A 12,567-nucleotide genomic window follows, 5' to 3' on the forward strand; every position below is an offset into this window, starting at 1 on the left:
AGCATACTGGATTTTATCCGCTTTGCGGATGATGAGAAATGCCACCGGACCATCCGCCTGTGTGATGAGCAGACGGGGAAAAAGTACACAGACCTTCTGGAGATGCAGATCCTGGAGCTTAAGAAGCTGCCTGGGGACCTGCGGGAGGATGACGAGGTCGTCCGCTGGATGCGTTTCCTGGCAGGGAAGAGCAGGAAGGAGTTGGAGGATATGGCAGGTACAAGCGAATATATTGAGGAGGCCTACAGGGAGCTGGAGAGGATGAGCGCGGACGAGAGGGCCAGGCTGGAGTACGAGGCCCGGCAGAAGGCCATCAGGGACCACGATGCTATTATGAACAGCGCCTGGGAGACCGGACTGGAGAAAGGCCTGCAGGAAGGAAGAGAGAAGGGGTTGCAGGAGGGAAGAGAAAAGGGCCTGCAGGAAGGAAGAGAACAGGGCATGGAGCAGGGCATAGAGCAGGGCATGGAGCAGGGCATAGAGCAGGGCATAGAGCAGGGCCGGCTGTCCATAGTCCGGCGGATGCTGGAGGGCGGCACCAGCCCGGAAGAGATCACGCGCCTCACCGGGGCCACGGGGGAGGAAGTGGAAAAGGCACGAAACATGCAGGATTGCCTGAGATGAGGATGTGTGAGGAAATCCAGGATTGAAACAGAAAAACACCTTGCAATTTACTGCGGAGTGTGATACGATATCCCTCGGTCAGCTTGCGGGAGCTGTCCGGGAGATATCATTTCAGGCTCCGTGGTCAAGAGGTTAAGACATCGCCCTTTCACGGCGGTAACACGGGTTCGATTCCCGTCGGAGTCATGTATCAGGCGCAGTAGCCAAGTGGTAAGGCACAGGTCTGCAACACCTCGATCCACCGGTTCAAATCCGGTCTGCGCCTCTTATAAATAAAAAGAAGAGAAATGCTGAAAACCGGCATTTCTCTTTCTTTTTTATCTCTGTCCATTTGAACACCTGGCAGCCCTGGGATAGTCCTAAGCGGGGCTGCTCTTTTCCTGTCTGCCGGGTTTCCGGCCAATCAGCTCACGCTGCGTCCAGCTGCCTCTGAGATAGCAGAGGACACCGGCCGAGGATACAAGGATCCATGTCACTCCCTCCGCCATCCAGATGCCCCAGTGCCCGATAAAGGGAAGGCCTGTCAGGAGGAAGGCACAGCCTACTCTCCCGACTACCTCCAGGACACCGCTGCCGAAGGCGAATGCGGCGTTTCCGGCTCCGTTGAGGATGCCCCGGAAGACGTAGAGAAAACCCCAGAAGATAAAGAAGAGGCTGATCAGCCTGAGGGCGTGCGCGCCGATCCGGATCACCTGGGGATCCGACACGAACCAGCCCATGAACATGGAACCGCAGGCGTACATGACAAGGAGCATGAGCAGGGTGAAACCGGCTGTGATCCAGAGGCAGCACCGCGTGCCCCGGCGTACCCGGTCCGTATCCCTGGCACCCAGATTTTGGGCTGTATAGTTGGACAGAGCTGTGTTCAGCGCAATGTAGATCTGTCCCACCAGGTTTTCGATGCGGTTGGTGGCGGTGAAAGCTGCCACGATGACAGTGCCGAAGGAGTTGATGACACTCTGGAGGACCACGCAGGAGAATGCGATCATGGCGTTCTGCAGGGCCAGGGGCATGCCGATGTGCACCATCTGTTTCATGATCTCCATGTCCGGACGGAACTCCGCTCTTCTGATCCGGAAGTAGGGATTGGTCCGCAGGGAAAAAATAAGGCATGAGCAGGCGGATGTAAACTGGGCGATGGAGGTGGCCAGGGCCGCGCCTGACACGCTCATGTGGAGCACTGTGACAAAAAGCAGGTCCAGGCCGACGTTTAAGAGCGCTGCCATTGACAGAAAGATCAGTGGGGTCCGGCTGTCCCCGAGAGCTCTCAGGATGGAGGATATGCCATTATAAAAAGCTACGGCTATAAGGCCTGCGCTTGTGATCTGAAAATAGGCGGCAGCCTCCTGCAGGATGTCCTCAGGCGTGCCAAGGAAGGTGAGGATTGGCCTGGCAAGGGTGAGACCGATCACTGTCAGGAGGATGGACGCAGAGAGCAGGATGTACACGGAACAGGCAATGCCCCTGCGCACGCTGCTGCCGTCTCCGGCGCCGAAATACTGGGATATGACAATCCCTATCCCGGCTGAGAGTCCGAGGAACAGGGAAAAAAGCAGATAGATAACGGATGAGCAGGCGCCAATGGCAGCCAGCGCGTCCGCACCGACAAACTTTCCCACGATCACAGAGTCTGCCATAGTGTAAAACTGTTGGAACATGCTCCCTATCAGCAGTGGGAGAGAGAAGGTCAAAAGCAGCTTTAAAGGTGAGCCTTTTGTCATATCCTGCATAAAGTTCATAACGAAATCCTGTCCTTTCTGAATGTTTTATGACTGTGTAGTCCGGCTGATTTCCGCAGGAATATATTAATATAGCATACCGGGTAAAAACAATGTATAATATGGTCATGATTAGCATGATCGGACACACATGTCAGAAATTGCTATCTGGAGGAATGGGAAATGAAAAAGGGGGACGAGCCTGTGACGGATGAAATTTCGCTGGAAGATATTTTGCGGCAGTTGTATGCCATGTCGGGAATCCTCATTGATGTGTACAATCTGGAGGGGCGCTCCATTGCCAGGTACCCGGACGACGGGGCCGCCTTCTGCCATCTTGTGTGCAGGAGCCCGGAGGGCGCCGGGCGCTGCTCAAAGGATAACAGAGAGGCGTTTGACATAGTGCGCAGAGAGCACAGGATGCATATTTATCAATGCCATATGGGACTCTATGAGGCTGTGTTCCCCCTCTATCATTACGGCCGGCTGGCGGGGTACATGATGACAGGGCAGATGCTGGAAAAAAGAGAGGGGGCAGAGGAGGAGGCTGTGCGGGAAGCAAGAAGACTGAGGCTGGGAAGCGAGGAGGAGATCCGAAAGGCTGTGGACGGGCTGGTGCGCATTGATCTGGAAGAGAGAGAGACCTTTGTCACCATGTGCCGGGTCTGTGCCGACTATATAGCCAACCACCATCAGTTCCCGGTGAACGCTACAGGAACAGCCAGGGAGATCGTCAGGTACCTGGACGAGCACTACAGGGAGGATATCACGCTGGATAGCCTGTGCCGCTGGTCCGGGTACAGCAAGACAAGGCTGAACCAGCTGTTCCGGGAATACACGGGGACATCCGTGTGCCGCTATCTGATGGATGTAAGGATGGAGAACGCCTGCAGGATGCTCCGGGGATCAGGGGAGTCCATCTACTCCATTGCCATGGAGACCGGATTTTCCAGCCAGAACTATTTTTCCCGCCAGTTTAAAAAATATATAGGCTGTACGCCGGGGGAATACAGAAAGGCTAAAGACAGGGAGAGAAGGGAACAGTGAGGCCGGAGAAAGCATTTTATAAAAATTTCTTTTCTATTTACATCATGCTGGTGCTCCAGAATGTGGTGACCATCAGTGTCAATCTGGCGGACAATGTGATGCTGGGAGGGTACAGTGAGGCCGCCCTCTCCGGCGTGGCGGCTGTGAACCAGATCCAGTTTGTCTATCAGCAGCTCCTTCTGGCTCTGGGGGACGGGCTTGTAATCTTCTGCAGCCAGTACTGGGGAAAACGGCAGACAGAGCCCATGCGGAAGATCTCCTCGGTGGCCATGCGGGCGGGACTGTTTATAGCAGTCGTTCTTTTTGCGGCGGTCAGCCTCTTTCCGCAGAGAGCGGTGGGGCTCTTTACCACGGAAGAGTCCATCATACGGGAGGGGACAGCCTATCTTGGGATCGTAAAATACACCTACGTCTTCTTCGCGGTGACTATCATCCTGCTGGCCACACTGCGGAGCGTGGAGACGGTAAAGATCGCCTTCTGGCTGTCGGTCATGGCGTTCTGCGTCAACTGCTGTATCAACTATGTGCTGATCTACGGGAGATTCGGAGCGCCCGAGCTGGGGGCAAAAGGAGCGGCCATAGGGACGCTGGCGGCCAGGATCGCGGAGTGCGCTGTGCTCCTTGTCTATATAGCGAAAAAAGAAAAAAAGCTGCATTTGCAGCTGAAAGATTATTTCCGGGCGGACCGCCTGATGGCGGGGGACTATTTCCGGGTGTGCCTGCCCATGCTGGTGGTGCAGGGACTGTGGGGGCTCAACACAGCTCTGCAGACAGTCATATTGGGGCACATGAGCGCTGCCGCCATTGCGGCAAACAGTGCGGCGTCCACCCTGTTCCTGCTGGTGAAATCCATGTCTGTGGGGGCTTCCTCCACCGCGTCGGTCATTGTGGGAAAGACTATCGGGACGGGCAACATCCCTCTTGTGAAGCATTACTCCTCCATCATGCAGAGGATGTTCGTGGTGATCGGCCTTGTGTCCGGTCTGCTCCTCTTTCTGATCCGCATCCCCGTTATGACGCTCTATGACCTGTCCCCGGAGGCGATGGAGATGATGAATACGTTCCTCATCATCCTGAGCGTGGTCTGTGTGGGTATGTCCTACCAGATGCCCACCAACAACGGCATCATCCGTGGCGGCGGCAATGCCATGTTCGTAGTGAAGATGGACCTGGTCAGCATCTGGATGATCGTCATCCCCCTGTCCTTTGCTATGGCTTTTGTGGTGAAGGCTTCTCCGGCGGTGGTGGTGTGCTGCCTCAACGCAGACCAGATATTTAAATGCGTGCCTGCCTTTCTGGAGTCCCACTACGGGAACTGGATACGGAAGCTTACGAGAGAGTAAACCCGCAGGACATATTGATGAAAACGATAAGTGGGATCATACATGTGAAAAAACGATTAGACGCCCAATTCCCTGCTTGCTATACTTTCTTTGATACCAGAGAAAAAGGTATGGTAGGAGGTATACAATTATGAAAAAGAAACTGGTGAGCATGCTGCTCTGTGCAGCTATGGCAGCGACACTGACAGCAGGATGCGGCTCGGACAGCAGCGGTGAAAGCGGAGAGAAAAGCTCTTCTTCCGGTGAAAGTAAGGAAATCACTTTTATGGCGCCTGACTGGGCAAACCCGGGAGATGAGCTGCTGGCAGAATTCACGGAGGAGACAGGTATCTCTGTCATTTTTAATGAGGTGAGCTGGGATGATATCCGGGATAAGGTGTCTATTGCGGCCAGCGGCGGAGAGGCAGCAGCTGACGTGATCGAGGTAGACTGGTCATGGGTAGGAGAGATGAACAGCGCGGGATGGCTGGAGCCTATCGAGATGACAGATGAGGACAAGGAGGACATGCCTACGCTTGAGACCTTTACCATTGATGGTGAGATACTTGCTGTGCCTTATGCAAATGATTACCGGATCGCCTACTATAATAAAGAGCATTTTGAGCAGGCTGGAATTACAGAAGTTCCTGAGACTTGGGATGAGGTATATGATGCTCTGAAAAAGATCAAAGAAGCAGGGATCGTAGAGTATCCCTACACAATGCCGATGAACGCGGATGAGTCTGCCACCACTTCTATGATGTGGATGGCCTTCTCAAGAAGTGGCCAGGTGTTCAATGATGACGATACACTGAATGAAGAAGCGGTCATGGATGCTCTGACATTTGAGAACCAGCTTGTGCAGGATGGATTTGTGGATCCAGCATCTATTTCTTTCAATGGCATGGATTGCTACCGCAAGATCACATCGGGCGAGGCCAGCTTTATGGTAGGTCCTACCAAGTTTGTGGGTATCAGCAATGATCCTGAGCAGTGCTCAGAGATCGGAAACATTGTTCCTATCCTTCTTCCGGGAACAGACGGAACATCTCCGCAGACAATGGCTCTTCCGGAAGCAGTTGGAATTACTTCCTTCTCAGAAAACAAAGAAGCAGCCCAGGAGTTCGTTAAATGGTACAGCTCAGCAGATGTCCAGAAGAGAATGTACGCAGTCAACAGTTCCATTCCGACAAGAAACTCAGTCTTGGCAGAAATGGTAGAAGATGGCACATTTGAAAATGCAGGGGCCATGCTGGACGAGGCAGACCTGATCAAGTCTGTTTTTCCCAATGGCGTTCCTTCCTACTATTCTGAGATGAGCAACACTATGTACAATAACATTAATCAGATGGTTCTCGGAGAGCAGACTCCCCAGGAGGCATTTGATGCGATGAATGCGAAAGTGAATGAATTAATTGAAAAGAAGTAAGATATTACCTTATGCATTACTGGCGCCCATTATTCTTATAATGGGCGTGTTGGTGTTTTATCCGACGATCATGACATTTTCATATAGCTTAAAGGAGATGAAGCTGACCAGCCCGGAGGACACAGACTTTGTGGGCCTGTCCAACTATGTGGATGTCCTTACTTCAGACTCTTTTATGTATAGCTTGCAAAATACTCTGTTCCTCCTTGGCGTAGTTGTTATCCTGACTACAGTCCTGGGGTTTGGTGTGGCTCTTCTGCTCAATGTGGATACAAAGATATCGGGGCTTTTGATGGCGCTGGCCGTCCTTCCCTGGGCGCTCCCGCCCATTGTAAATGGGATCATATGGCGTTTTATTTTTCATCCAGGATATGGTTTTATGAACAAGCTCCTTATCAGGCTGCATTTTATAGAAGAGCCCATTATGTGGCTGACAGACCGGTGGCTGCTTCTTCTGATCGTGGCTATCGTGGTGGCGTGGAGGAGTATTCCGTTCTGTGCAATCGTCTGCCTCTCGGGGCTGCACGCTATCCCGGAAGAACTCTATGAGGCAGCAAAGATAGACGGCGGCGGCAGGGTGACTGTCTTCCGATATATAACGGCACCGCTCATGATGCCTTTTATCGGTATTGGCATTACATCTGCATCGATCACGGCCATCAATATTTTTGACGAGATCGTAGCCCTTGCAGGGTACAAAGATCTGGGGAAAAATCTTCTGATCGAGAGTTATCTCACGACCTTCTCCTTTCTGGATTTTGGAAAGGGGAGCGCTCTTACTTATCTGATTATGCTGATGGCGGCCGTGCTTGGGTTCTTTTATCTTAGAAGTCTGAACAGGGAGGTGGAATTTTGAAGAAAAAAGTTTCTCCTCTCTACAGGGTGGCGGTGGTTATCTTTCTTGTTTTGACAGTGGGACCTTTTGTGTGGGCCTTCTCGATTTCTGTCACACCGGAGTATGAGATGTTTAAAAACACTATGAACATGTTCCCCAGCGAGATTACCTGGGATAACTATCTTACGCTGTTTGATTCTATCAGTCAGCAGCATATCCGGCTTTTCCGAGGGCTTGAGAACTCTCTGAAGGCAGTGGCGTGTACACTTGTCATCGGGATTCCTGTGGCTGCAGTCACAGCCTACACTTTGAGCAGGATGGAGTTCAGGGGGAAGAAGATCATCAAGAACGCGATCTTGATTACTATGGTCATTCCGGTGTTTGCGACTATCATTCCTCTATACAGGATGTTCTCGGCTATGGAACTGCTCAACAGCACTTTTTGGCTGAGCATGGTATATGCCAGCTCCTTTCTGCCTATGAGCATCTGGCTGATGAGCAATTACTTTTCGACGATACCCAGGGAATTAGAAGAAGCCGCCCTTGTGGACGGCTGCGGACGGCTAAGGACATTTTTCCGGATTATACTTCCGGTGTCCTATCCTATCATATGTGCCAGTATGCTCATTATGTTCCTGAGCGCCTGGAGTCAGTTTCAGATTCCCCTGATCCTGGCGTCGAATATTGACACAAAGCCGGCGGCCATTGTGGCCTCGGAGTTTATGACAAAAGACACAGTGCTTTACGGAATTACTGCTGCTGCGGGGATGCTGATCATTCTGCCGCCGGCCATTGCAGCGCTTGTCTTCCGGAAACTTCTCGTTAGAGGAATGACAGGGGGATCTATCAAGGGGTAAAAGATCATGCTAGATTGATAAAATGAATCAGCAGATCTGTTTAAACACAGGAGGCATGGGAAATGCAGGATAATGCGAATTCCTGTGCCTTTTTCAGATCCTCCCGGTCCGGGTGAGTCATGGCGCAGTCAAAGTTTCGGATAAACCCGTCTACCTGCGGGGCGTTTTCGCTGGTGCGCATGTTCTCGTATTTCTGGCGGACCTGCATGGGCATCTTTCCCTGGCAGATGTAACAGCCCAGGTAGCGGCAGCTGCTGTTGATCCATGCGCTGACATTTTTCTCAATAAGGCTGTAGTATTCCGCGGATCTTCCCATGCCGCAGGTGCCGAAGAGGGCAATGTTCTTATTCTCCAGGGAGCTGAGCAGATCGCTCACCTCTATGCAGCAGGAGCCTCTGTGAACGCAGAAGCCGATAAAATAAGTGGAAGCCTCGGGGATGGGCTTGCCGCTGTCTATGTCGATCAGATCTCTGGAGCCCTCCGGCAGGGCGGAGAAGATGGCGGCAGCTACGCTCTTTGTGTTTCCGGACTGGCTGTTGTATAAAACTAAATAATCCAACATATGCACGTACCTTCTTTCATGATATCTTTATCAGCTCTTCTTGATGAACCGGGTCTGGCATTTGGGACAGCGGATCTCGATCTTGCCCTTGCCTTTCGGAACCCGGATCTTCTGCCGGCAGGTGGGACATTTGTAGATGTGGTGGGTCTTGCGCTGTGCCATCAGGTTTTTCTGGGTGGCGAACCAGGTGCGGATCCGGCGTGTCTTTGCCAGGTAGGCCTGGTTCTCGGCAGAGCGCCTGTAAATGTTCCTGGAAAACAGCCGGAAGTATGTGTAGATGATCAGAGCCCAGGAAAGGAGCGACAGGATGGCGCTCTCGAATAAACCGGACAGGATCATCACGATAAGAGCAACGATCAGGGTCGCCTTTCCAAAAGAGTCAAAGCCGTAGCGCCCGGCCATAAATCGTATCAGTTTTTCTTTCATTTTCTCATCCTCCTATCTGCAATCATACTCCCGATGCCGGCAAAGTCAATAAACTGGAAATTAAAAATATATAAAATAATAGAAGCGCATCTTTTGATGTGGTATACTGGGAAAGAACAGGCATCGTGCAATAAGACGTGTGTTTATGGAGAAAAGGAGTTAAGACATTGAGCGAAAAGAAGCATTATCATAGAGGGAGAAGGCGCTCTTCCAGCCCGGCCGGGAGCCGCGGCAGCAGCCGGGACAGCAGCCGGGAAAGGGCTGCGCGTCAGGTGGAGAAACGGCCGGAAGAAGATTGGGAGAACGATTGGATCGATCTGGAGGAAGATGAGGATCTGCGAACACCGGACCAGGTGAAGGCTAAAGGGAAGAGAAGAGCTGGTTCCGGAGGCAAGGCGGCCGCCGGGAAAAAGAAAGGGAAAACTCCCGGAAAGAGCGAGAAAAAGAATGGACGGAAGGGCCGCCTGGTCAGCAACATCATCCTGGTGGTGGCCATCATTGTCTTCTGCGTGTCCGCCTTCCAGCTCTTCCGCATCCTCTCGGGCTACTATGAGGGGCGCAAGGAGTACGACGAGGTGAAGGAGCTGGCTGTCACGGAGGAGGAGACAGCGGAAGGGGAGCCCCGTTTTAAAGTGGATTTTGACGCGCTGCTGGGGATCAATCCGGACACGGTGGGGTGGATCCGCTTTGACCCGGAACCTGCCCAGATCAATTATCCCCTGGTCCAGACTACGGACAACAGCACCTATCTGAACAAGACGTTTTCTGCCAGTGACAACACGGTGGGGGCTATTTTTGTCAACACGTACAATAACCCGGATTTTAATGACAGGAATACCATCGTATACGGCCACCGCATGAACGACAGCTCCATGTTCCACGATCTGGCCAAATATGAGGAGAAGTCCTTCTGGGAGTCCAATCCCTACTTCTATATCTATACGCCGGACGGGAGGGAGATCACCTACCATATCTATGCGGCAGGGCAGGTGACGGAGACATCGGACACGTATCTGACAGACTTTGCCGATGACGCTGCCTACCAGGCATTCCTGGACTATACGAAGGAGGCCTCCGCCTACGACACGGGCGTGGAGGTGACTACCCAGGACACGGTGGTGACACTGTCCACCTGCACCAGAGCCAGCGACGAACACAGGATGGTCGTTGTGGGAGTGAAGGAAAGCGAGGAGCAGATCGATTAGTGTGGGAAAGTCGGATGAGACAGGAGAGAGGGGGGAAGGAAGATGACACCGTACACATACGAAGTGGGAGATATTGTCAGGATGAAGAAAAAGCATCCCTGCGGGAGCTTTGAGTGGGAGATCCTCCGGGTAGGAGCGGACTTCCGCCTGAAGTGTCTCGGGTGCGGGCACCAGATCATGATCGCGAGAAAGCTTGTGGAGAAAAACACAAAAGATTTGAGGAAAAAAGCTTGAAATAAGCATGCTCATATGCTATCATATTAACTCGTGATATATCAGTATCCGACCGGAGATCGTCCGGAAGGGTATCCTTGCTCCCGGCGAAGGCCAGGGGCCAAAAGACCAGAAGGAGGTGCAAACTACATGAATAAGTATGAGTTAGCTGTTGTAGTCAATGCAAAGATCGAAGACGAAGAGAGAGCACAGGTCATCGAGAAGGTGAAAGAGATGATCACTCGTTTCGGCGGCAATGTGACAGACGTTGATGAATGGGGTAAGAGAAGACTCGCTTACGAAATTCAGAAGATGAAAGAAGCTTATTACTATTTCGTCCACTTCGAAGCTGATGCTACAGTTCCAGGCGAGATCGAGCAGAGGATCCGCATCATGGACAACGTACTCAGATATTTATGCGTAAAACAAGAGGCATAGTATACAGAGAGGTAGAAGAATGAATAAAGTAATTTTGATGGGACGTTTGACGAGAGACCCGGAAGTGAGATACTCACAGGGAGAGAACCCGTTGGCCATCGCCAGATTTACACTGGCTGTAGACCGCCGGTTCAAGCGTGACGGAGAGCAGAGCGCGGATTTCATTTCCTGCGTTGCCTTCGGAAAGCAGGCTGAGCATGCGGAGAGATACTACAGACAGGGGATCAAGATCGTTGTCTGCGGGCGTATCCAGACGGGCAGCTACACCAACAGGGACGGCGTGAAGGTATACACAACAGAGGTTGTAGTGGAAGAACAGGAATTTGCCGAGAGCAAAGCTGCAAGCGATGCACATGCAGGCGGTTTCCAGTCAGCTCCCCAACCGGCACCAGCCGCACCGGCCGGTGACGGCTTCATGAATATTCCGGATGGAATAGACGAAGAATTACCGTTTAACTAAGGGCATATTGTGTATAGAAAGGAGAGACCATCATGGCTTTCGAGAAAGGAAATCGTCCTGAAGGCGGCTTCAAGAGAAGAGGCGGCGGACGCAGAAGAAAAAAAGTTTGCGTGTTCTGTGGAAAAGAGAACAACGAGATCGATTACAAGGATGTAGCAAAGTTAAGAAAATATATCTCTGAGAGAGGAAAGATCCTTCCCAGAAGAATTACAGGAAACTGTGCAAAACATCAGAGAGCTCTGACAGTAGCTATCAAGAGAGCAAGACATATCGCTTTAATGCCGTATGTTCAGGACTAATTTAATTAGTCAAGTATGAGTGAATGAAAGAAAAGCCTTTAAATACCGGAGATCCGGTGTTTAAGGGCTTTTTTCTGTATCCGGGAAGTCTTGTATTTTCTTAACAGTTCTTAGGATTTCTTAGGAAAATGGTGTAAAATTTGGTGTATGGAATAAGCATGGTGTAAAAACAGAAGGGAAGAATGGAGTAAAGCAGAATAAGATGATCACTATATTTTTAATAACAGAAATACCCTGGCGAATCTGTAAAAGAAGAAATCTGTCAGGGCATTTTTGATTTAAGGATTCAATTTTATAATGACTGATCTGTGTCGCTTGGAATGTATTTGCAAATATCCTGAATGTCGCAGTTCAGGATACGGCAGAGATCATTCAGCGTTGTAGTATTTAATGGTTTATTCTTTCGCAGTTTATCTATCGTAGAACTGGAGATATGGTGCTTGTTAATCAGTGTATATGTTGATTCGTTCGATTTCTTTAATGTTTCCCAGAATGGACTATAATCAATCATGTCATACCTCCTACATCTAAAGGATAGTATGTGGTTGTTTTGTTGACTATAGTCATTAAAGAGACTATAATTTATAAGAGAATGATGTAGATAGATTATTAATCAGCTAATCAGACGAAACAATATAATAAAGTAAACAGGAATAATATGTATTTTGGAAATATGAAATGGACAAAAGATCAATGGGAGCGATTTGAAAAATTTATACTGGGTGACGATATGGATTTCTATGAGGAATATACAATACACCTGACGGATGAGGAACAGGTAAAGTTCTTTGCGGAAAACCCTGATTTCCTGTCCGGTTATCCGATAGATCGCAATAAAATAAAATTACTGAGGGATCCGATCTATAGAGGACTGTTACGGAAGATAAAAAGATATGAGGAAAGAAAAAATAAATAGGAATGTCGTATTAGTCTTCCTCGCATTCATAGGTTTTTCAGTTTTGCGGACAGAGCAGGAATTTGGGTCGTGTTTCGGTATCTTTTTTTACAATTTTCATAGGTTTACATGAGCTTTTTTGACGGCGGGTATAATCAGCTTAGGATTATCCTGTTTGATGTTCGAATTTATGATTTGGTAATGTTTCGGTGTCATTTCTGAATAGTTACTCAGGCA

At 50.4% G+C, this 12,567-nt stretch carries 16 protein-coding genes and 2 tRNA genes; 14 read left to right on the forward strand and 4 right to left on the reverse strand.

Annotated features, from left to right (window positions below; all coding sequences use genetic code 11):
• From B5E62_RS09730 to B5E62_RS09740, 3 genes are all read left to right on the forward strand, one after another.
• The coding region (locus tag B5E62_RS09730; protein ID WP_143468838.1) for an Rpn family recombination-promoting nuclease/putative transposase at positions 1-624 on the forward strand (624 nt) is incomplete at its 5' end.
• 114 nt (positions 625-738) lie between these two features.
• Positions 739-810: transfer RNA gene (locus tag B5E62_RS09735), tRNA-Glu, on the forward strand.
• Between the two features lie 7 nt (positions 811-817).
• Positions 818-889 (forward strand) — tRNA-Cys (locus tag B5E62_RS09740).
• A gap of 94 nt (positions 890-983) precedes the next feature.
• Here B5E62_RS09740 and B5E62_RS09745 read toward each other — a convergent pair.
• Positions 984-2,354, reverse strand: coding sequence for an MATE family efflux transporter (locus tag B5E62_RS09745; protein WP_162610292.1), 1,371 nt, complete (start codon positions 2,352-2,354; stop codon positions 984-986).
• Between the two features lie 171 nt (positions 2,355-2,525).
• On the opposite strand from B5E62_RS09745, the gene B5E62_RS09750 reads away from it, so the two are divergent.
• From B5E62_RS09750 to B5E62_RS09770, 5 genes are all read left to right on the forward strand, one after another.
• On the forward strand, positions 2,526-3,389 hold the full coding sequence (locus B5E62_RS09750) for a PocR ligand-binding domain-containing protein (RefSeq protein WP_087174393.1): 864 nt from the start codon (positions 2,526-2,528) through the stop codon (positions 3,387-3,389).
• A complete protein-coding gene (locus B5E62_RS09755; RefSeq protein WP_330398091.1) occupies positions 3,386-4,732 on the forward strand; it encodes an MATE family efflux transporter in 1,347 nt (448 codons plus the stop codon). The genes B5E62_RS09750 and B5E62_RS09755 overlap by 4 nt, the downstream gene beginning before the upstream one ends.
• Before the next feature lie 130 nt (positions 4,733-4,862).
• Positions 4,863-6,140 carry a sugar ABC transporter substrate-binding protein gene (locus B5E62_RS09760; RefSeq protein ID WP_033126208.1) on the forward strand — a complete coding sequence of 426 codons (1,278 nt, stop codon included), beginning with the start codon at positions 4,863-4,865 and terminating at the stop codon, positions 6,138-6,140.
• Between the two features lie 70 nt (positions 6,141-6,210).
• Positions 6,211-6,996 carry a sugar ABC transporter permease gene (locus B5E62_RS09765; RefSeq protein ID WP_330398092.1) on the forward strand — a complete coding sequence of 262 codons (786 nt, stop codon included), beginning with the start codon at positions 6,211-6,213 and terminating at the stop codon, positions 6,994-6,996.
• Positions 6,993-7,832 carry a carbohydrate ABC transporter permease gene (locus tag B5E62_RS09770; protein WP_242957815.1) on the forward strand — a complete coding sequence of 280 codons (840 nt, stop codon included), beginning with the start codon at positions 6,993-6,995 and terminating at the stop codon, positions 7,830-7,832. The genes B5E62_RS09765 and B5E62_RS09770 overlap by 4 nt, the downstream gene beginning before the upstream one ends.
• Positions 7,833-7,872: 40 nt before the next feature.
• Here B5E62_RS09770 and bilS read toward each other — a convergent pair whose 3' ends face one another.
• Together bilS and B5E62_RS09780 are read right to left on the reverse strand one after the other, a co-directional pair.
• Entirely contained in the window at positions 7,873-8,394 is a 522-nt protein-coding gene (bilS, locus tag B5E62_RS09775) for a flavodoxin family protein BilS (protein WP_052084062.1), read from the reverse strand.
• Positions 8,395-8,424: 30 nt separating this feature from the next.
• Positions 8,425-8,820: a hypothetical protein gene (locus tag B5E62_RS09780; RefSeq protein WP_087174395.1), complete on the reverse strand. Its 396-nt coding sequence runs from the start codon at positions 8,818-8,820 to the stop codon at positions 8,425-8,427.
• Between the two features lie 167 nt (positions 8,821-8,987).
• Between B5E62_RS09780 and srtB the strand changes: the two genes are divergently transcribed.
• The 5 genes from srtB (at position 8,988) to rpsR (ending at position 11,435) form a co-directional block, all read left to right on the forward strand.
• Positions 8,988-10,025 carry a class B sortase gene (srtB, locus tag B5E62_RS09785; RefSeq protein WP_242957818.1) on the forward strand — a complete coding sequence of 346 codons (1,038 nt, stop codon included), beginning with the start codon at positions 8,988-8,990 and terminating at the stop codon, positions 10,023-10,025.
• A 42-nt stretch (positions 10,026-10,067) separates the two neighbouring features.
• Positions 10,068-10,259: a DUF951 domain-containing protein gene (locus B5E62_RS09790; protein ID WP_087174396.1), complete on the forward strand. Its 192-nt coding sequence runs from the start codon at positions 10,068-10,070 to the stop codon at positions 10,257-10,259.
• A 129-nt stretch (positions 10,260-10,388) separates the two neighbouring features.
• Positions 10,389-10,676, forward strand: coding sequence for a 30S ribosomal protein S6 (rpsF, locus tag B5E62_RS09795; RefSeq protein ID WP_087174397.1), 288 nt, complete (start codon positions 10,389-10,391; stop codon positions 10,674-10,676).
• A gap of 19 nt (positions 10,677-10,695) precedes the next feature.
• Entirely contained in the window at positions 10,696-11,136 is a 441-nt protein-coding gene (locus B5E62_RS09800) for a single-stranded DNA-binding protein (RefSeq protein ID WP_087174398.1), read from the forward strand.
• A gap of 32 nt (positions 11,137-11,168) precedes the next feature.
• Complete coding sequence (gene rpsR, locus B5E62_RS09805; RefSeq protein WP_033126215.1) at positions 11,169-11,435, forward strand: 30S ribosomal protein S18; 267 nt, start codon at positions 11,169-11,171, stop codon at positions 11,433-11,435.
• Positions 11,436-11,727: 292 nt separating this feature from the next.
• Here rpsR and B5E62_RS09810 read toward each other — a convergent pair whose 3' ends face one another.
• Positions 11,728-11,946, reverse strand: a complete 219-nt coding sequence (locus tag B5E62_RS09810) for a helix-turn-helix domain-containing protein (RefSeq protein ID WP_087174399.1) — start codon at positions 11,944-11,946, stop codon at positions 11,728-11,730.
• Positions 11,947-12,108: 162 nt separating this feature from the next.
• Between B5E62_RS09810 and B5E62_RS09815 the strand changes: the two genes are divergently transcribed.
• Positions 12,109-12,351 carry a hypothetical protein gene (locus B5E62_RS09815; protein WP_143468839.1) on the forward strand — a complete coding sequence of 81 codons (243 nt, stop codon included), beginning with the start codon at positions 12,109-12,111 and terminating at the stop codon, positions 12,349-12,351.
• Positions 12,352-12,567 lie beyond the last annotated feature (216 nt).

This window comes from Lachnoclostridium sp. An118, assembly GCF_002160985.1.
In the GTDB taxonomy this organism is placed as follows: Bacteria; Bacillota; Clostridia; order Lachnospirales; family Lachnospiraceae; genus Claveliimonas; species Claveliimonas stercoravium.